Origin of the sequence: Nostoc sp. 'Peltigera membranacea cyanobiont' 213 (assembly GCF_002245975.1) — a bacterium.
Taxonomy (GTDB): Bacteria; Cyanobacteriota; Cyanobacteriia; order Cyanobacteriales; family Nostocaceae; genus Nostoc.
This window is the reverse complement of the sequence record NZ_NOLI01000150.1, coordinates 1-19,145: the sequence shown is the minus strand read 5'-3', so window position 1 is coordinate 19,145 and position 19,145 is coordinate 1. Positions and strand designations below refer to the sequence as shown.

The following is a 19,145-nucleotide window of genomic DNA, read 5'->3' as shown; positions in this document are numbered from 1 at the left end:
CAGCATGAAACAGCATTCCCCCAGCGTGAAACGTGAAACATGAAACACGAAACACTAGCTAATTCCTTGCTCGAAAGCCTTTATGGGCGGGATTGTTTCACAGCACTGTTTCACGAAACTGTTTCAACGGTTTCATCAATGTTTCAGCGTCGTGAAACATGAAACGCCTCATTTTATGTGTGAAACATGGGAAAAATTTGTAGTAAGAACGCGCTATAGCACAGCAGTCTCATGTATAAGAAACAACTGTACTTAGCTTTGGCTGGTGTTGGCATCTGCATGTTGCCTGTAATCATCCCTTTAGTACCCAAGTTGGGGGCTTATGCAGAGCTTCAACGGCTAAAAGCCTCAGAAGAATTAGAACGTTCCCGCATAGAAGAACGGGCTAAAACCAGTGATGCCTTGTATGAGGCGGGAGTCATGCCCACAAGTCGCAAGTTGAGAATTACCAATTACTTTGATAGCGCTAAACGCAATCCCAGACCAGACACAACCCTTTATCAAGATGACGAGATTATTGATGTTTTTGACGCGACAGGTAGGTGTATTGGGCGGATTGAAGAAGGAATTTGGAAGTGGAAGCACAAAGCTAAAGGGATTTGTAAAAGCATTCAAAATATCAAACAAAATAGGAGGAAGTAATGGCTAATAGTTCATCAAGTGCGGAAACTAATAGTACTGGCAACAGCGATAGTAAGCCTAAAGGTAAGAAACGATCGCTTGGTGAAATTATAGATTTTTGTGCCAAGGCTGTTGTGATGATTGTTGGCTTACCTATTAGGGCTGCCGCCGCGATTGTCAATCAGTTTGTTGCTAACGGTGGTGCGGGTCGTGCATTAGTTGGCGGGATTTTATTTATCGGCGGTTCCATGATTAGTGCTGATTCAACTTGGCAATTAATCTTTCAAGCCCCGCCTGTTTGCCCGTGGTTTGAGCCGACTTGGAATTGGCTAAATGTGCCGTTTGCACTGTTCAACCCGTTTTTTTACCTAGCATTCATAATTTCTGTGGGTGTTCAGGTAATCGAAGCCCACGCCCTACGCGGTAAAAACCCTGATTCAGCTAGGCGGGAACTTCAAGATCACATGGTTTATGAGCTTGAAACCAAGCCTAGTGGCAAGATTGACCTTGTTGCTGAACTTTGGAAGGACTACAAGACCGCAGGTACACGCGATCGCTCTAGTGCAGGGCTGGTTGTGATTGCGGTTTGGGTGTTCGATATTGTCACCACTTTTGCAGCTCGTAACCCATTTGAATTTACAGCCCCCTTCATAATTCTGGGCTGCATATTGTTTAACATCGGCACAATGATGGCGGGTGAAATTGGGTTTGCCATTTGGCGGTTGACAAAGGATTAGAACGGAAACCGCCCAAGAAACCAATCACTGTAAAAAAGGGCGGCAACGTTTCACCAAGGGAGGCATTTATGCAAAGTAACAATATCCCAAAAATCACAACTAAAGAAACTGAACATTTACGCGAATCATATCCTAGCTTGTCTCACTTGGAAGCCGGAAATATTGCCCAATGGCTGCAAGAGAGAAAAGATGGATTATTTGAAATGGCACGGGCATCTGAGAATGAAGCAGATATGACCCGTGTACTTGGTTTGTTGGCTTCTGGGATCGGAGCGGTTTGTTATGCGGTCAACCCTTTGGCGCTAGTTGGTGGTTTAGTCGGTGGTGCTGCGTGGCTATGGTTTGTTGTCGAACACTCCAACCGCACTAAAGAAATTGCGCCTTTGCCTTTTGTGCGTGGTAATTTTATAGACGCTCTAGCTCGTGCTGGGGATTATGATGCTAGAAGGAATTATCAAGCAGATCATCTTGCCAATACCGTTAAATTCCTAGAACGACAATCAGCAGAAGAGTACACCTTTCTTCTAGCTGAGTTTGAAAATATTGTCCAATATTTAACGCAAGTTGAGCCAGGAAAACGTTTTTACGCTTATCGCTGGATGTTTGGCTGGTTTAGCAAGCTTAAGGGTCGTCAGCTACCCACTTATGAAAGCATGGCTCTCCATTTACAGGATGTGACGGTTGATAGCCGAGTGAATCGGTCGGAGATCAGTGCCATCGCACAGGCAAACGTCCAGTTACCACCGACCGTAGATATCAAGCAGTTTCAATCACCGACTGTAGATATTGGCAAAATGAACCAAGCTGCGGAGCTTTCTAGACCGACAGAGTTACAGCCATCTTCCTCTGATGGGCTTGTACCAGAGACTCTAATTAATCTCCCTCTGACTAATAGGGCAAACGCACTCATCGCTGCTTGAACGAAAAGTGGTTTTCAAGTAGAAGATATGATGAGTTCTCAAGTCATTGCGATCGCTGGTACTCAACGAGGTGGCAAGGGAACCTTAGCAGCAATCTTGGCAACATTATCAACAGCACTTGACCCCGGATTGAACACCCAATACTTTACAGCCGGAGTGGACGTTTACCCCTTTGCCTGCAACTTGACCTCTGCCCTTAAGTACCCAGATATTGATGCAGATGGGGCTGATCAACTCGTCGCTCGTGATTTATTGAAATTTCTTAAGGGTTTAGATGGAAACGAGCCTTACTCCCATAAAAATTTACTGCTAGTAATTGATGAAGCGATGCGGTTGCTGTCATTGTTAGAGGAGAGCGATCGCACTTGGGCGATTCAATATTTACTTTCTCGCTTCGCCAAGTGTGGCGGTACATTAATCATTGTGTTGCATGGCTCGAACCTAACTTCTGTGGTTGGGAAGGCCACAGCAGGACTGGCAGATACCTTTAAGCTATCAGTTAACTTCATTGGCTGTGTAGCTCAGTCTGTCAGCGCTGGTGGTCTACGCAAAATGAATGTTGCTAGTGGAGAATATTTTAAAGCCAACCCTAATAACTTTGGAGAACCTGTTAGCGGTGGCAACTTGGGCATGATTCCCGAATGGCTAAAGACCCATTTGCACCCAGGCAATGGGCAACCAGATCCAGCCAGAACATTACTTCAGTTCTTCCCGGAATTAATTCAACAGCATGAAAGGGCAGTCATACCCAGAGGAGAGAAGATTGCCCCATCAGACGCAGTTAATCATCTGGAGTCCATTTTTTCAAAGCCTTATCAAGAAGTGGAATTTCTGGAAGTAGAAGAGAGTAGTATTTCTGAGGCTGATTTGGAACAGATTGTGGCGATCGTTGCAGCTACTACTAGCCCTCCAACTTCTTTTGCTGCTATCAGAAACAGCCGCAAGTGGGGCGAAGAGAAAAAGAGTGTTCTTTACTTGAGAAATGCCCTATCACAATTGATTGACACTAACCAATTGTGCGGAAATGAAAAAGATGGTTTCAGCGTAATTAATGTTAATTAGTAATATTGGTCACACTTCCTGTTGAGTTCCTGTTGAGTTCCGGTCGAGTTCCGGTATTCTTACATCTCTAAGTACGGATAAAAAATAGGGTCTTTTTATTTTTTCAGCAAGATTTAAATTTTTTCTAAACATTTTCTGGAATGTACGGATATGGGAAATTTAAAAATGAGCGATAAATTAACCACAGCATTACAAAAATTAGCCATAAGTCCAGTTAAAGCAGACAGGCTGGCTATTTATAGATTGGAAAAAGAGTACAGCGCTTCTTTATCAGAAATCGTTGGTGAACTCGAAGATTATGCCATAGTCCATCAATCCATATCAGACGAAAGGGCTAAACCCAAAAATCAGTTAATTATCCTTTGCTGCTATGGCTGTCTTTGGGGTGTAGTTATTAGAATTGCGACGTTATTTATCAAGCCCAGTGTGACTGTGGCGGCAATTGGGTTGGGTTTTACGGCTGGGGTGTCTGGGAAATTATTGGTTCAAAAAGAGGAGTAAATCTAAGTCGGTGAAGATAGGTTTTAATTTAATTATTTAGCTTATTTTTTTGATTAATTGGAATAAAGATGGCGTGAACTAAATCTATTTCCCGTCGCGCCATCAAATTTATGATTCTTTTCAATTAATTTGCCTCCACATAGTTAGTGGAGACGGTATGTTTTTTGATTTAATCGAGGTAGAAAAATTTGGGTTTCCATTAATTCGCCTCCACTAACTATGTGGAGACCTAAACCTGTACGGGGTATAGATACTATCGATTGGGAGTTTCCATTAATTCGTCTCCACTAACTATGTGGAGACGGTATTGTGTTGAGGGTAGTAAGAATGTTAATTAGTTTCCATTAATTTGCCTCCACATAGTTAGTTGAGACAATCCCTCTAAAAATTAAGCCAACCAAAGCCATAGTTTCCATTAATTCCACTTCTACAAAGAGAAGCGACAGATTGAATCTTCTGACGCTGAAAAGTACAGAGGGTTTGTTTCCATTAATCCCACTTCTACAAAGAGAAGCGACGTATGCTAGTTTGATTGAAAATGCTTACTCTGCATCTAGAAGGGTTTCCATTAATCCCACTTCTACAAAGAGAAGCGACCCTTCAATTTTATACCCTTACCCAGTAAGGAATCCAGAAGCCGTTTCCGAAGGTCACAAAAATTAATCGCCTAACTGCCATTTCACCAATCACCAACATACCCCAAACCCTTACCTTGTAAGCAACCGAAGGTCATAACGCTCAAATAAGCATTTCAGCCATTTTCCCTGAACCTCGGCACACCGTTTCAGCATCCGTTTTATTGGGAAGCATGGATTTGTCAGGGAAGGACAGATCAGTGACAATTAGCTACAGGACTGTTCGTCATCTTTTTCCAAGATGGAAATTAATTCAAACACTCGCATATTTTCTCCCGTCCAAACTTTATCTAGTAACCGCAAATTTTCAAGAGTTAAGTCACTCTCTTTCACTATCGATACATTTGTTTTGCCCAGTGCCATTAACAAATCTTCAAATACAACTAAGCCATTAAACTCCAAGCCTTGAATCTCGGTTGATGCTAAGGCTGACAATCGCTCACCACAAATCTCAATCATGAACCACTCACAAAAATCTTTTTCCAGCAATGGATGACGACCACTGATCCCTTGCATCAGCCATAGACCATAAATACTGGCTGTCGCATCATCCATTGTGGCTAAACGTTTAGCTGCCACTCTCTCAAGATTCTCAAAAAATCGCACACCTAAAGCTTTTTCTAACATCTGCATTGGCTCTGGCAGTGTATAAGCTACAACAGAAATTTGACTATTTTCTAGTTGTTTAGAGTGATAATTTTCTAAATATTCATTTGCCTCATTTGATGCCAACATCCTACCATCTGGGTGTAAGTTGAAATCAACCCCTGGCTTGAAACCTCCAAGAAAATAGTTTTTGAGTCATGCTTGTCGATACATCCTTTACGGCTTGTTGATAACTTTCTTTACCTACGTATTCTTGCAAGAACCAAACAAAATTTGTATACTCTACTTGCACGAGAGCTTCTTTGAGGATTATTGTCTCATCTTCTAATTGTGCTAAGGTTAGGATTTTTTGAATTTCTTGCAGATTCTGACAAGAAATCGCTTCTATCAACTGCTGTTTTAGGAGTTCATTTTGCGAATTCATTTATTCCTTGTTTTTGGGGTGCAGTTATTGGAATTGCGACGTTATTTATCAAGTCTACTGTGACTTTGGCGGCGATTGGATTGGGTTTTACGGCTGGGGTGTCTGGGAAATTGTTGGTTCAAAAAGGGGAATAGGTCGAAATTGGCAACGTCTGCCGTAGGAATCGCACTTATACTAATATTTTCTCAATTTCTTTTAGGATCTCAGCTAAAAAAGGAGCATCTGATTTAACGATATTATCCTCACTCCCATCATGTTTATGATGAGGGAAAGTAGTCAGATTTAATTTTCGGTGATGTTCAGTATTGTCATAGCGAAAAATTAGATTATTCTCTGAATTCATATATTGATAGCTATACATTTTTCTATCAAGTGCTATTTCAACATAAACAAATTCCCTCAAATGCAGCAAGGAGTTATCTTTAAATTCGAGTTTGGCTCTGATAAAACCTTCATACATTCCTCTTTTTTCATTTTCTACATGAAATATTTTAACTATCTCTGAGGATTCAATTAAAATTTCAACTTGCTGAAAATAATCTTCAATCAACAAAATCAATCTCCTCTATGGATTCTTTTGTTTGTTGTAAATGTGCCAATATTCGAGCTTCTCCAATCCACTCATCAAAGTCAAAACTATGGGATAATTCATCATTATTAAACTGAGTGATAAATTCCTCAGTCGATAATTTATATTTGGTTTCAAATTCCTGAATCCGTTCTTCTGTTCTTTTGATTCCTGCTGTCACACTCTGTAATCTTTCTGACAAAGCACTTTGAATAATGCGTCTGAGGGAATCTGGATCTTTTGACCGGAGTTTGAGTTCAGCCATTATTTTTCCTCTCCTACTACTGTTGAATTCACAAAATAGCCCTTGAATGAGCAGATGTTATTGTATATGGAAATGGAAAATAATCTGTGAGCAATGGCACTTTTTCGATTTCACAAGTTAGGCTATCACTTAAAACAGTTATCAGTTAAAACCCAAAGACTTTACTGATAACTGTTTACTATTAAAAGCCATCGTCCATCCAAAACGAATGTCTCAATAGAAACCTTGTACTATTATTTATTACCTGCTTGCACACGCCCTTTTGTACCTTGTGTCACCTTCGATTTTTCTTCCTTACTGAAGTTAACCATTTTCACCAAGTGCTGATTTAGATAACTCTGCGCCGAGATATACAGACTTTCCCAAATCTCTTGATTGCGGCTGATTTTTGTCCCTACTGTATTTCCTGCTGTTTTCTCCGACACCAAATATTTGCGGAAGTAGTTATTCCACAGGTGTTGGAGAAAATCTTCAGCAAATTCGTTAAACGGCAGAATCCATTTATAATCTTTATCTAGAAATACCCGATATGATGCGATTATCGGTAGTGCTAAGTCGGTTGGCGCACCAAACCCGAATGAATACTTGCTGTCAGGCAAAAGCGTAGTTTTACGTATATCTATTGATGCTAGGTCGTTAGCACCCTTTCTTCTAGGATTGCTGATATGTTCTTGGATTATTTCGTACAGCCTTTGCTCTATCCACAGGGCATGAGTCAAGAGAGGCAGTAAAGTGGTTAATCTTTCCCTTTCTGCATCTGTGATGTTACTTGGAAGACTCATTCCTGCTGGGTGTTTGGTTCGTTTATTGCCGTCGGGGTTGTATTTATTTCTGTCGAGGCAGTAAAGGAGCTTGAGCAAATGGGTAACATTGCACTGGGCATTTCTGGGAGCGCCGCTTTGGTTTTGATAATAGGCGATGCGGAATTTTCTATCTTCCTTCTGTTCTAACTGGGCTAAATACTGCTTGATGAATTTGTAATCACCCCTAGCGTTGACTTTGGAGCGAGAATCTACTGGCGTTGTGGTATTTGAAGCCAGGGCTATATCTTTAGCTGATTCTTCAGTCAGTCCGATGTGAATCGTAACTTTTACCCTGGCTTCGGTTAGGTCATATTTGTAATTTTTCGCTTGCTCAAAAGCTAAAACTGTATGCCCCCCGTTAATAATGCCGTCGCTACCACCCTCGTTAGCTTCTAAGACTTCTAGCTCCAGTTCAGTTTTGTTCTTGACAGGTTTAGTTTTATTGGCTGACAGAACGATTCCACTGTGGCGAGAGAAGAATTTTGCAGGTTCGGTGGTCAGTGAATCGAACATTTGTCTGTAGGTCGCGCTTTTGCGGTTTGGTTCGCGAATGTTCGGTTCTAGCGGCAGGTCTATCGGGAACGAGTCTACATGGGCGGTGGCGATGATGCAATTGGGGTTGGCTTGAATATAGTTATCTATCTTGATGTTCCAAGTCTTGGGCATACAATATTTGCAATGTCAGGGGATTTTCTATGTTAACCAAAACTAGGGTGCAAGGTCTTGGGTGTAATACCAAGAGAAGATACCAAAAAACTGGACTGCCACCGATTGCTCTGCATGAAAAACTACGTTTTTTCGCAGCTACGGTATAAGTTTGTCTTTGCAGAAAAATGCACTCAGTCAATAGAGATATAAACATCTCACCCGTTTGACAAGAAAAATTAATGGGCACAAGATGGACAACAGCTAATGAATACAGATGGTAAGCTAGAAAGTAGATAACAGTTAAATCGATGATGTCCCATGAACGTTGTCACACCAAAACGATTTACTATTGACGAATATCATCGGCTGATTGAACTGGAATTTCTACATGAGAGCGATCGCATCGAGTTGATTCGCGGAGAACTAATTCAGATGGTAGCTAAGGGCACACCTCATACAGTCTGCGGTTCTATTTTATGCCGCCAATTGGATCGGTTGTTGGGCGATCGCGCCGTGATTCGCGGACAAGATCCGATTACTTTGCCGAATCAAAGTGAACCTGAACCAGATGTGGCGGTAGCACGTGGCAAAGACGAAGATTATCTCGCCCATCATCCTTATCCAGAAGATATTTTTTTAGTGATTGAGATTTCGGACTCAACCCTAGATTACGACCAAACAACAAAGTTAAAAATCTACGCAGAAGCCGCAATTTCTGATTATTGGATTGTCAACTTAAATGTTCGCCAACTTGAGCGTTATAGCCAACCCTATCAAAATGCTCAAGGTGAATTCAATTATCTCAGCAAGCAGATATCTTTACCACATCAGTCAGTAGCGATTCCTGGATTTGAAGATGTTTTATTAGACTTGAATCGGGTATTTCCCAAGGTTGTAAATGCCTAGAAATACGCAATTTCCCATTTCGCACCCAACATTTGAAACGTTGCAATGCAACGTCTCTTAAGAGCAAGCACTGAAGACCAATGAGATTAAGGATTGCTTTCATACAATGAGATAATTGTTGAATTGTTGCATTAACAATCAAGTTTACTTTGGCTGTCTCCATACAAGGTTGTATTCCCTTTCAACAGCCGCCAATAGCAAAGCGTGCAAGGATAATAGATACGGTTTGGCTTGTTTTTGCAACCCGTGCAACAGCCAATCTACAGCCTCTTCACGGCTGTCCACTTGATGTCAACTGCCGTAACCTCACAGATAGCTGCTGCTTCATTCCCTTTCGATTGTTACATACTTATAAATTTTTTCTCCGACTTATTTACCTGGATTTGAGATGCACTTAATATTAAACTAACCTCTTTGAAAACCTTTCGCTGGTTGTTTTTGTCCTTTACCTTTGGGTTTAGATTTATTCACTTCTGTAAGTGCTTCTTGAAATAAATTATGTAGATGTAAAGGAACACTAGCAATTTCTGGTAATTCTGGCTCGATAGGTTTACCATACTCTTGCAAAATTTTATCTAAATTATTGCTCAGGCTAAACTCAGGACGTTGCAAGAAATCTTGCAAGACTTTTTCTAGTTGAGTGGGATATTTTTGTGCTAACCGATACCAGATACAAGCATTAATATTTTTATTTTCCAAGTAGTGACGAATTAGTTTTGCTGCACCTTCAATACTTTGCCAATCATCAGCTAATAATATAGTTGTGAATTTAGTATATGTTGGTAAAAACATCAATCCCCAACGTGGGTGACAAATGGCTGTGACTTGTTCTGCTTTCTTGAGTTCAGCAGGTAAATCTACTTTCGGCTCAACCATTTTTTGCTTACTGTTTTTCCCATCCAATATTTGAGAAGCAGCGTTAGTATCAATCCCAAATTCTTTAGCAGCGGCGATAATTTCTTCTGCGCCAATACCAGCTTTTGCTACTATTTCATTCAAAGATTTAGAACTATAAAGTCCCACCGCTTTGAGATATTTATCGGTGATAATTTCTTGAAATTCAGTTATCTTTTTATTGAGTTGGTATCCTGGTAATGTAACTTCATCACTCCCAAAAAACTCAACAAACTGCTGATGATATTGCTCTATTGACTGCCATGCTTGTTCTAGCAAGTCGGGAGCATCGCTGTAAAGATGACTTTTATAATTATCTTTAAAATTTCCAATGGCGACGGCGAGTTTTGGCTTACCGAGTTTACCCATAAATGTGTGAGAGCCAGAAAATATCCACTCATTATCAGTAAAAGGATAAATGCGTGTTAGTAAAATCTCTCCTGGCTTGAAACGAGATATGGCTGGTTGTTTTTCAGGGCTGTTAGACTTGACAATGTAATTTTTAGCTGTCAGAACTATGTAATGTTTAGCTGTCAGCCAGTTCATGAGTTCTAAGCCATCAGGTAAAATCTGGGTGATAGTAAATAAACCAATAAAACTACGATGCCAGCTATTCAGTAGATTGCAATCGCTCTCTGACAAATCTGCATGACTGGCGATAAATAACTCTAGAGGATTATCGCATCTAGCAATAGCTAGATTTTTTTAGCCATAGCGTTTTCTATTCTTGTCAGTCCAGTTTTAATATCAATGACGTTGATGAGTATGGGACTGTACAACGAGCCAGCAGGCGCATTTCTGCTTTCAATATTCTATTAAATTGCCTCTGACGGGATCATTTTTGCTATTATTTCACGCTGTAATCCAGTCAGCCACAGAATACGCTCAACAGTTATGTAGTTTCGCCTAATGTGAATTTATTAGAGTTACTTTTTACCAGTTTGAGTTAGCTTGGGCGAATGAGCGCACTGCTTCATTCACCCTTGAGACAAAAAATCATCCGGCTATGTCTTTACCACTCTTATAAGTCATCGCTCTGGGTTTCCTCTTGCCTATAGGGACTACTTTCGACTGCTTGGGAGGTTGTGGCGGACGGCATTTCTCGCAATATAGAGGTCGCACACCAAAAGTTTCTCTTTGTGTGGGTTGTTCGCACTGCTTACATACGAAGTTGAAAACGCGAGTATGAATTTCCCGCTTGTGCGCTCTGACGGTGTACTCTCTGACTTCAATAGTTTTGCTGGGCATCGGTTCTTTCTTCGGTGTTCTATTTCTAAGGATAGTTTCTAGATAGCAATATATTCATACACCATTTGATTGAAACAGAGGCAATCTGATGGTTTTTGGCCGGGGACTAAGCAGAGGCGATGCTGCTAGAAAGTGCGGGTACGCGATCGCACTCCTGACAGTCGCAACTGGAGGCATCTTTAACAGCAGTCACGGTTTGCTCTGAGTCTTTGGAGTAGCGAATTCGAGTTATATAAATGAAACTAGGGTTCAATAACCCTTAGTTAGTCCTAATTAAGAAGATAGTCTTTAATCTTGTTTTCATGAGAGCGCAAAATTTTTAAAGCAAGATGTTCAGTTTTACGAATTGTTTCTCTACTAAGATTTAGGCGTTTTGCAACTTGGCTTAAAGTCAGTTCCTGATTATCTGACAATCCAAAACGTAGAGTCAATACTTCTCGTTGCCTTGGCTTAAGCAATGCCAGCAACTCGCTCAAGTCTTGGTGTAGAAGCTCTTGAGCTATTTGCTCATCTAGGGAAATACCATCCATCGGTAAAATGTCAGCTAGTTCAGTTTCACGCTCATCTCCGACTCGCATTTCTAGCGACACTGGAGTGCGGGAAACATGAAGATATTCCCGTATTTGATTAGGCAATAGATTTAAGGCTTCGGCAATTTCTGCTATAACCGGAGGACGACCCAAAGATTGAGACAGTTGCTGCTGTATTCTCCTGATTTTGTTTAACTTTTCGTTGATATGAATTGGTAAACGAATAGTGCGAGACTTATCTGCTACAGCACGTGTTATTGACTGGGTAATCCACCAGTAAACGTAAGTTGATAGTTTGTAGCCTTTGTTAGGGTCAAACTTTTCGATTCCTCGTTGCAGTCCCAGTGCCCCTTCTTGGAGCAAGTCGAGAAAATCTAAATTGTGGTTCTGGTATTTTTTAGCGATCGCTACCACCAGCCGCAGGTTAGCTGTCACCATTTTCTGTTTAGCCTTTTGGCCGTGTTGAATGATTGACTGTACTTCAGCTTCGGTTTGCCCAAGCGAGGTGGCTAATTCTATTGCAGTTGGTTCTCGGTTTAGTTGAAGTGCGAGGCTTGAGCGCTGTTCTTCAATCGCCATCATCTGCTGCAACGCCCTTGCGTTTGTAATTTCTTGCTCAGGAGTTAGCAGAGGGTAGCGTCCGATTTCTTTGAGGTAGGAGCGAACTAAGTCCGTAGTTGGATTGGGCATACGAATACTTTTTTTCGTTTGAGTAAAATGTTTGATTTCAGGAATTAGCTAATAAATCAAATCTTAATTATAGACTTAGACTAATACTCATATTTGTCAAATATATTTATAAATATAATACTTAAAATCTTCAAATAGGTAGATACTAAAACCTGCTTTATTTTGTAACTAAGTTTTAAGATAATAAAAAATTTGGTTGGATTAAATAAAAGAGACGCTACGCTAATTTTAGAGTGAAGTCCTCTCTTGAAGAGAGGATATGTTCAAATTCGCTTCACATTTGGACAAGGCTCCAAGACGCTTTGCGTAAATTAATTGAAAATTATTAGACAGAACTCAGAAGTCAGAATTCAGGAGTCAGAATAAAGCCAAATATTAAAGGCTAGCTGGTGTATGTAATTTGCTTGGACGTAAAAGATAAGCGGTAAAACGCCACACTCATCATAGAGCTACTAGTTTTCATCTAGTACAAAATTCAGAATCGCCACTATGTAAGTTCTAAATTCTGAATTCTAAATTCTGACTTCTGTATTCTTTTTCATCAATACTTAGTTGAGAAAAAATCATGGATATGCAATCTCTACTCACTTTGACAATCGAAGTCATCTTTTGGGCATTCGTTACTCTCGTTATATTCCAGTTCATTAACGGACTATTTGTATCGGATGCTTACACTAGTAATGTGGTTTCGGTTAGCAATCTAAATATAGCGGCTTCTACAATCCCATCAGTATCACAAGTAATCACTTTTGAAAAATTGCCAGATCCTTGGACGTTAGATGATGAAGTTGTTCATCGCACAAGTAATGAAGCAGTTATTCTCTCATTCCCTACATTGAGATTACTGCCTCCAGTTAAAGAAATTTCACCACAACCAAAACGTACTACTCGTTCAAATAAAGCTAACAATACTGCCAACAAGTCACCGAAAACTAAAAAAGCTGATGTAAATTATTCAGGCAAGCGCAAGCCAGGTAGACCACATACAACTGCTTAATTCGCTTTTTAAGCCTCGGCTGATCACCGAAGAATAAATGTCTGAAGTTTAAAAGCTCAAATGAGGCAATTACTTGCCTCATTTATTAATAAGAGAAAGGCTTCGCCATAGCAAAAGTGAAAAAATAGTATTGTGAGTGATGCAATGGTACAGCAACTTTTCACTCAAGGTTCTTTATTCGATTTGCTCTCCAGTAATCGATTATGGGCAGTCAGTTATTAATGTTGCCCAAGAGCTTGTAAAAGTTTTAATAGATAAGTGCAGTCAGATTACCAACATTGCACTCGCTAGAATGCGTGAATTATTTTATAGTATATTGGTGCTTATTTTATTTTTTTATTTGAGTGGTCTAAATAGGTATTTTCGATGAGAAAGTAGCAACTTCTTAGGTTAATTGCGCCGACAGTTTTTGCATCTGTTGTTCTACAGACTTAATATATTTATCATTTGCAGGTAACAGACGGTTAAATATCTCCAGTATAGTTTGGTAGCACAAGAATGCTTCTTCGTAACATAATAATTGATCCAAACACTGGGCCAATTTTTGTATAATCCGAGCTTTATCGAACTCGTTAGCCCCAATATATTTTAATTGAAGTGAGATATCGTAAAAAGCGATCGCTTGCTGATAGCTCTCAAGAGCCTGTGTATATTGCAATAAACCCAACTGGAAATCAGCTATTGATGTAAATACACTAGCTTTGAGCGCATAATTACCATAGTCATTCGGAGCAAGTTTGATTGCAGTATCATAGATACTAAGCGATTGCTGGTAAGTTAAAAATGCTTCTTTCACATAGTCTTGCTTTGATAGAAGTTCAGCTAATCTTTCTACTACCATCCCGTAATATCCTAAACCAATCGCATCGTTAGGATTTAAGGAAAATAATCTTTCATACGTGGCAACTGCTTGCTTTAAACTTTCAAGCGCCTGGGCTGATTGATTTTGGCTAAACTGTAACTCAGATAGCTTTTCGAGTGCAAAGCCTAAAAGTTTAAGAGTTTTGAAGTCATTGGGAGCGAACCTAAGCGCTGTGTTGTAATTCTTGATTGCAATCGTGTAACTTTCTATTGTTTCTTGCTGCTGCATAAAATCGCTCCAAAACTTAAATTAAATACAAACAAACCAAAGCAGCTGCTTAAGAGCAATCACAATCCCTTTATTGCAGGATAATAAAAGATTAGCTTTAATTCAATTTTCCTGAACTCATAAATCAATTTCGCACTCTTGAATAATACCGTTATATGCTGTTAGGGGTCGAGTAGATAGATGTGGTAGCAATAAATAAATCATTATAGAAGAGTTGCCAATACCCGAATATCGTATTAATCAAGACTTGTTCTGTCTATTACTTGTCGGTTTCTTCAGTATCCTGTTCTAGAAGAGCGATTAATTCAGACACACGCATATTTTCACCAGTCCAGACTTGATCTAATAAGCGCAGATAGGTATAAATAAGAACTGACTGACCAGGTTACAGTTTAGCCTACCCCATGTCTATAAAACCCTTATAGAGCAAGGGTTAAATCAGGTTACACTTTCTGCAAAATATACGGTTAAAACAATAAGTACATGCATTCAAAAACTAACTTAAGATAGACTGTTATCCATACTTAAGTTACTTGCAAAAAGTGCTAATGTAAAAAAACTTCTAGAAGGTCTATAACTAGGCTTGATCTGTTAGTTTTACTTAAAACGTATTTATACTTATTCTCATTATGAGAATGGCTAATTTATTAATGTTCAGCAAACGCGACTGCACATTCAAATGACTACCATCAAGATTCATTCAGTTGTCTGTATTCAATCTCGTGTTTTAGTCGTGTTCTACACTCCGGGAAAATGTTGGCAGTTTCGGATTATTAGCCCCGATGGAGCGGTGGTTGGCGACTATCCGATTTACTATAGTGCTGAAGCAGCAGCAAAAGCTGGGCGTGATTCGATTTATCAAAAACGGTAAAGCGCTTAATTCATTCGGTTGCAACTGTTGGGAGGTTCAATGGGGCAGCCCATTGGTTGCGGCTTTGATCGGGGCAATCGCATTCTTTTGCCAGTGAAGCACGTTGCCCTACCTACAGCTTTTCAAGAGACAGAAAACCTCCGATAACGAGCATTAAGAAGGCAGGTGTTTGTGCAGCGATCGCCTACGGCGGGCGGTTACGCCATCGCGCTTTTTTACATCTGCAATTCAACACTCACATTCCCCTTGCCGTTGCCCATGCTGTCTTGAGAACATCAAGGGCTACGGTTTTGCAGTGATTGGATTGCTAGTGGTAAAGTAATTCGTCTATGGTGCTACTTTTTCTTTGAACTGCAACAAGCACAAAATCCAGGAACTCTAGTAGCTGGAATAGTCATTGGCTTATTGGTTTTGGGATTACGCCCTGAGCGCTAGTAGTGATGCCTACGGCAGCAAGCTACGCGTCGCTCGAATGACCCAAACCCATCAAGTAGTTAGCTATTATACGCAAATACCAAAAATTCAGTGCCTTGATAGATAAACTCTGCCATCTTGCACATACCCATCTTTTGATGTGCCTGAAGTGATGCTTTGTTATTTGCCTTGATGAACAGTATCCCTTCTCGCTCTGGTAAAAAATCTTTCAATTTAGCGAACATTTTCGCAGCAATACCTTGCCCACGCATAGTTTCATCAACACAGATGGGGCCATATAAGTAAGCATCTTTTGTACCAGCGTAGGCTTGTAACATCACCTTTACTATTGGTAAATTAGCAGTTGCTTTTGACCAACTGAGTAAGAATCCTACAACTTGCCCATCTTTGCGGGCTACAACGCTCGGCATTTTAGATATGGTCATCATCACTGCCTCTGGTTCAAAATGACCTAACAACATACCACCATGTTCTGCGTCATTGGCTTGTGCCAACTTGATAATTCCAGTAACATCGCTGAGGCTAGCACGAGCAATCACGACATCATTGAGACACATACTTGATTGAAATAAGTTAGTTGGAGAAACGTCACAACCAAAGAATTTTCTTTAATTTTATAAGAATAATAGAGCAGAGTAGATTAGAGATGTTGGATTAAATAGCTTTTAACATTTATGTTTGCTTATAGCAGTATTGCATCTGACAAAAAATTATTTGAGTCAAAGTTGCATTTCTAAACTGTAGGCGTAGGCAGACGCTCTCTACGAGACGCTAAAAGCGAACGAATACTCGCTCTAAAAGTTGGCTTTACGCTACGCTATCACTTGGAACAAATAATCCTTATGCTTTTTTGACTCGGCAGGCAAAACATTTAAATGCCTGCTGTCCTGAAAGATTGTCATAATATTGTTTATCTATCAAGATATTAACTGACTCATAGTAGGGAGTTCCAAACTCTTCTGCCATTTTCTGCCCAGGCCCGAACCAGCCAGGGACAAAAATAGTATCTTCTCGAATTCCTGACCAAATCAATGCAGTGCCAGTGATTGCTCCTCTGGGGCTTTCAACTATGATTTCATCACCATTTTTAATCCCTGCTTTTTTTGCTGCCTCTGGATGGATTTGTACTAAGCGAACACCATTCATTTGCTTGCCTGTATAAGTCCAGTGAGTTACAGAGTGGAAATGAACTACACTCGATCTACCAGTTATTCCCATCAGTGGGTACTGCTTGTGTACTTTCCCAGAAGAGATTTTTCCGATTTTGACGTTTTGAGTCTGTGCCTGTGGATTCACAGGATTTTTTACCAACTCAGATGTGTATTCAATGGTAGGATGCTTACCTGTTACCTCTGGATGGGTATAGAAGCTTGGTAGAGCAGAGTGTCCAGCCTCAGCTAGCCGACTTTGCAATTGTGGAGTATAAATTTCTACTTTCCCACTGGGAGTTAGGAATCGCTTACCAATATTATCAGGGTTAAGAGCTGATGCGGCTTCATACCAAGATGCATGATCTAGGTAAAGTGTGCTGACACCAGGATGATCTACTGTTGGACAAGGCCAACGCAAGGGTTCTGTTCTTTGAGATAGTCTCTGTTGGGTCATACCTCCCATTCCTGGAGTATTCCTTAGAAAAGTTGCCCACAGATGACGATAGTCTTTCCAAGAATCAGGAAAGTTGTCCCTCCAGTATTCAGGCGGATTGCGTTTGTCTAACTTAGCTGTAGCGTGTGCTAAATCAATCCAAATATGCCAATCTGGTTTCGACTCACCTACCGGAGTAACCACTTGTTCTTGCCAACGGATTGCTCGATCATCCCGCCGCATATAAACGGTTTCCATTTCAAAACCACTGGTTACGGGCAAAATAATATCAGCATAGTAGGCTGATTCTTCCATAAACAATCCAGTGTAAACATAAAATTCTAATTGACGGTAAGCCTGTTGTACTTTAATTGTGTCTGAACAAGCCAACAGAGGATTCCCCTGAGTAACGATCGCTTTGAGTTGATAAGGTTCACCTGAAATGATCGATTCTGCAAAATAATCTGGCCCAACTGGTAGCGCAATATCTTTGCTAGGTGTTTTACCAATAATCGCTGGCAAATTCAATTCCCCTGGCCAGGTATTGTGCATGAAATTGCAACCACCACCAGGAATACCAATATTACCTGTAATTGCGGCTAGGAATGTCAAACAACGGTAAGTGTCAAAAGCCCCTAATTGATGAGAAATCCCAGCGTTGCAGAAAATAGCAGCAGGCTTAGTTTTAGCATAAGCCTCAGCTATCGACCTAATTTTTGATGCTGGAACATCCGTCACTTTGGCTGCCCACTCTGGTGTGTAGCTGAAGCTTTTTAGGTGATTTTTCAGTTCGTCAAAACCTAATACCCATCGTTTTACAAAGCCAGTATCGTATAAGTTGTTAGTCACGATGTGATAGAGCATTGCCAAAACCAAAGCCAAGTCTGTATGTGGTTTTGGTGCAATCCACTCGTCAGCTTGCGCTCCTGTGGGAGTCAAGCGCGGGTCAATGACGACTAATTTGGCTTTAGTCTGAACACGACTTCTAAGAAGATAGGCAAAGGTTACAGGATGCGTTTCCGCTTGATTCGTACCTAAAAATAGAAAGAATTTGGCACTTCCCAAGTCTTCTTTTTTAGTCGCATCATCAATTCCGTAACCGTTTGTAAAATTACCCAAGCCAAATGTCCAAGCTAAAGCATTGCCACCTGCATCGTTGCATACAGGCCCAACATCGGTATTATTAGGACTGCCTAGCAGACTGAAGTAGCGCCCGACCAGAGAACCTGTTCCCCGTGGGAGTCTGCCAGAGGTTTTATTCGCGATCGCTCTGGCTTGGCCTGCATCCCTGAGTGCCAAAAACTTGCTAGCTATAATTAAAAGTGCTTCATCCCAAGAAATTGGCTCAAATTTAGAATCAGCTTCACCTTTGTTTCCACCAACCCGCTTCATTGGGCTTTTCAAGCGAAAACGATTGTAAACTAGCTGGGTCATCATTGGCCCCTTAATACAAAAGCCACCAGCCTGCACTGGGTCATTTGGTTCACCTAACACATCTATGATGCGTCCGTCTTTGAGATGAACTTTCAATCGGCACAGAGAATTGCAGAATTGACAAGCACTATTTACAATCTTGTCTGGCTCTAGGGCAGCCGATTTCTGAATAAAATCAAATTCAGTACTTGGAAGAGGGATTGCCTGATCCTGTCCAGGACTTGCAGCATCTGCCACTTCTTTTTTTAGTAACTCTGCTGCACTTAAAGCAGCTGTACTAATAGCCGCCCCTTGGAGAAAACCACGCCGTGAGGTCTTTTTCTTGCCTTTTGATGTCATGGAGATCCTCTCCTTACATATCGCACTGATTACAGCATTTCACAAATGTGGGTGAGTTTAGCTACCTCTGATTATAGATATTACATATTTGAATAACTCAACATAATATTGTGCGCTTTTCATTCCACATCTATTGCTTTGGCTGTGTTATGGCTGGTGATGACTAGAAGTTCGCTTTCCCCAAAATTGCAACGCTATTTTAAAATTCCCAAAAATCAGCAGCCATCGCTTTGGTAAACCTGCTAACCAGTTTAATTCCATTGGGTTGTGGGAAGCAACACATGAAAATTATATCCCTAAAATTGTTGGTTAAAAGTTTGGGAGAAAATATCGGGCT

Annotated in this window: 22 protein-coding genes and 1 pseudogene; 9 read left to right on the top strand and 14 right to left on the bottom strand. The window is 40.6% G+C overall.

What is annotated here, in order from left to right:
• Positions 1-39: 39 nt before the first annotated feature.
• The 6 genes from CDG77_RS38710 (at position 40) to CDG77_RS28395 (ending at position 3,841) form a co-directional block, all read left to right on the top strand.
• The gene (locus CDG77_RS38710; RefSeq protein WP_262985181.1) at positions 40-162 is read left to right on the top strand and encodes a hypothetical protein; all 123 of its coding nucleotides are present in this window, start codon (positions 40-42) and stop codon (positions 160-162) included.
• Positions 163-231: 69 nt separating this feature from the next.
• A complete protein-coding gene (locus CDG77_RS28410) occupies positions 232-642 on the top strand; it encodes a hypothetical protein (protein WP_094332609.1) in 411 nt (136 codons plus the stop codon).
• Positions 642-1,358, top strand: a complete 717-nt coding sequence (locus tag CDG77_RS28405) for a hypothetical protein (protein WP_094332608.1) — start codon at positions 642-644, stop codon at positions 1,356-1,358. Before CDG77_RS28410 ends, CDG77_RS28405 begins: the two co-directional genes overlap by 1 nt.
• A 68-nt stretch (positions 1,359-1,426) precedes the next feature.
• Positions 1,427-2,278 carry a hypothetical protein gene (locus CDG77_RS38035; RefSeq protein ID WP_223270027.1) on the top strand — a complete coding sequence of 284 codons (852 nt, stop codon included), beginning with the start codon at positions 1,427-1,429 and terminating at the stop codon, positions 2,276-2,278.
• Between the two features lie 27 nt (positions 2,279-2,305).
• Positions 2,306-3,340, top strand: a complete 1,035-nt coding sequence (locus tag CDG77_RS38030) for a hypothetical protein (RefSeq protein WP_223270026.1) — start codon at positions 2,306-2,308, stop codon at positions 3,338-3,340.
• 165 nt (positions 3,341-3,505) lie between these two features.
• Positions 3,506-3,841, top strand: coding sequence for a hypothetical protein (locus CDG77_RS28395; RefSeq protein WP_143857107.1), 336 nt, complete (start codon positions 3,506-3,508; stop codon positions 3,839-3,841).
• Between the two features lie 842 nt (positions 3,842-4,683).
• Here CDG77_RS28395 and CDG77_RS28390 read toward each other — a convergent pair.
• The 5 genes from CDG77_RS28390 to CDG77_RS28370 all read right to left on the bottom strand — a co-directional run bounded on the left by CDG77_RS28390 (position 4,684) and on the right by CDG77_RS28370 (position 7,808).
• Complete coding sequence (locus tag CDG77_RS28390; protein WP_094332606.1) at positions 4,684-5,211, bottom strand: hypothetical protein; 528 nt, start codon at positions 5,209-5,211, stop codon at positions 4,684-4,686.
• Positions 5,212-5,236: 25 nt separating this feature from the next.
• Positions 5,237-5,506, bottom strand: coding sequence for a hypothetical protein (locus CDG77_RS28385; protein ID WP_094332605.1), 270 nt, complete (start codon positions 5,504-5,506; stop codon positions 5,237-5,239).
• 169 nt (positions 5,507-5,675) lie between these two features.
• Positions 5,676-6,059, bottom strand: a complete 384-nt coding sequence (locus CDG77_RS28380; RefSeq protein ID WP_094332604.1) for a toxin-antitoxin system TumE family protein — start codon at positions 6,057-6,059, stop codon at positions 5,676-5,678.
• Entirely contained in the window at positions 6,049-6,339 is a 291-nt protein-coding gene (locus tag CDG77_RS28375) for a hypothetical protein (RefSeq protein ID WP_181154399.1), read from the bottom strand. Before CDG77_RS28375 ends, CDG77_RS28380 begins: the two co-directional genes overlap by 11 nt.
• A gap of 233 nt (positions 6,340-6,572) precedes the next feature.
• On the bottom strand, positions 6,573-7,808 hold the full coding sequence (locus CDG77_RS28370; RefSeq protein ID WP_094332603.1) for an AIPR family protein: 1,236 nt from the start codon (positions 7,806-7,808) through the stop codon (positions 6,573-6,575).
• A gap of 300 nt (positions 7,809-8,108) precedes the next feature.
• On the opposite strand from CDG77_RS28370, the gene CDG77_RS28365 reads away from it, so the two are divergent.
• The gene (locus CDG77_RS28365; protein ID WP_094332602.1) at positions 8,109-8,696 is read left to right on the top strand and encodes a Uma2 family endonuclease; all 588 of its coding nucleotides are present in this window, start codon (positions 8,109-8,111) and stop codon (positions 8,694-8,696) included.
• A gap of 144 nt (positions 8,697-8,840) precedes the next feature.
• Here CDG77_RS28365 and CDG77_RS36925 read toward each other — a convergent pair whose 3' ends face one another.
• From CDG77_RS36925 to CDG77_RS28350, 5 genes and pseudogenes are all read right to left on the bottom strand, one after another.
• Complete coding sequence (locus tag CDG77_RS36925; RefSeq protein WP_190234092.1) at positions 8,841-8,981, bottom strand: hypothetical protein; 141 nt, start codon at positions 8,979-8,981, stop codon at positions 8,841-8,843.
• 120 nt (positions 8,982-9,101) lie between these two features.
• A pseudogene (locus CDG77_RS28360) lies at positions 9,102-10,271 on the bottom strand (hypothetical protein); the annotation flags it as partial.
• Positions 10,272-10,586: 315 nt separating this feature from the next.
• Positions 10,587-10,838: a hypothetical protein gene (locus CDG77_RS28355; RefSeq protein ID WP_094332601.1), complete on the bottom strand. Its 252-nt coding sequence runs from the start codon at positions 10,836-10,838 to the stop codon at positions 10,587-10,589.
• A gap of 106 nt (positions 10,839-10,944) precedes the next feature.
• Complete coding sequence (locus CDG77_RS36920) at positions 10,945-11,091, bottom strand: hypothetical protein (protein WP_190234091.1); 147 nt, start codon at positions 11,089-11,091, stop codon at positions 10,945-10,947.
• 16 nt (positions 11,092-11,107) lie between these two features.
• Positions 11,108-12,058, bottom strand: coding sequence for an RpoD/SigA family RNA polymerase sigma factor (locus CDG77_RS28350; protein WP_094332600.1), 951 nt, complete (start codon positions 12,056-12,058; stop codon positions 11,108-11,110).
• Positions 12,059-12,623: 565 nt separating this feature from the next.
• On the opposite strand from CDG77_RS28350, the gene CDG77_RS28345 reads away from it, so the two are divergent.
• The gene (locus CDG77_RS28345) at positions 12,624-13,055 is read left to right on the top strand and encodes a hypothetical protein (protein WP_094332599.1); all 432 of its coding nucleotides are present in this window, start codon (positions 12,624-12,626) and stop codon (positions 13,053-13,055) included.
• A 385-nt stretch (positions 13,056-13,440) separates the two neighbouring features.
• On the opposite strand, the gene CDG77_RS28335 is transcribed toward CDG77_RS28345, so the two are convergent.
• The gene (locus tag CDG77_RS28335; protein WP_094332597.1) at positions 13,441-14,145 is read right to left on the bottom strand and encodes a hypothetical protein; all 705 of its coding nucleotides are present in this window, start codon (positions 14,143-14,145) and stop codon (positions 13,441-13,443) included.
• A gap of 679 nt (positions 14,146-14,824) precedes the next feature.
• On the opposite strand from CDG77_RS28335, the gene CDG77_RS28330 reads away from it, so the two are divergent.
• Positions 14,825-15,016, top strand: a complete 192-nt coding sequence (locus CDG77_RS28330) for a hypothetical protein (protein WP_094332596.1) — start codon at positions 14,825-14,827, stop codon at positions 15,014-15,016.
• 335 nt (positions 15,017-15,351) lie between these two features.
• Here CDG77_RS28330 and CDG77_RS38945 read toward each other — a convergent pair whose 3' ends face one another.
• From CDG77_RS38945 to CDG77_RS28320, 3 genes are all read right to left on the bottom strand, one after another.
• The gene (locus tag CDG77_RS38945) at positions 15,352-15,414 is read right to left on the bottom strand and encodes a hypothetical protein (protein ID WP_308737893.1); all 63 of its coding nucleotides are present in this window, start codon (positions 15,412-15,414) and stop codon (positions 15,352-15,354) included.
• 96 nt (positions 15,415-15,510) lie between these two features.
• Positions 15,511-16,008 carry a GNAT family N-acetyltransferase gene (locus tag CDG77_RS28325; RefSeq protein WP_094332595.1) on the bottom strand — a complete coding sequence of 166 codons (498 nt, stop codon included), beginning with the start codon at positions 16,006-16,008 and terminating at the stop codon, positions 15,511-15,513.
• A gap of 283 nt (positions 16,009-16,291) precedes the next feature.
• Positions 16,292-18,808, bottom strand: coding sequence for a molybdopterin-containing oxidoreductase family protein (locus CDG77_RS28320; RefSeq protein WP_094332594.1), 2,517 nt, complete (start codon positions 18,806-18,808; stop codon positions 16,292-16,294).
• Between the last annotated feature and the right edge of the window lie 337 nt (positions 18,809-19,145).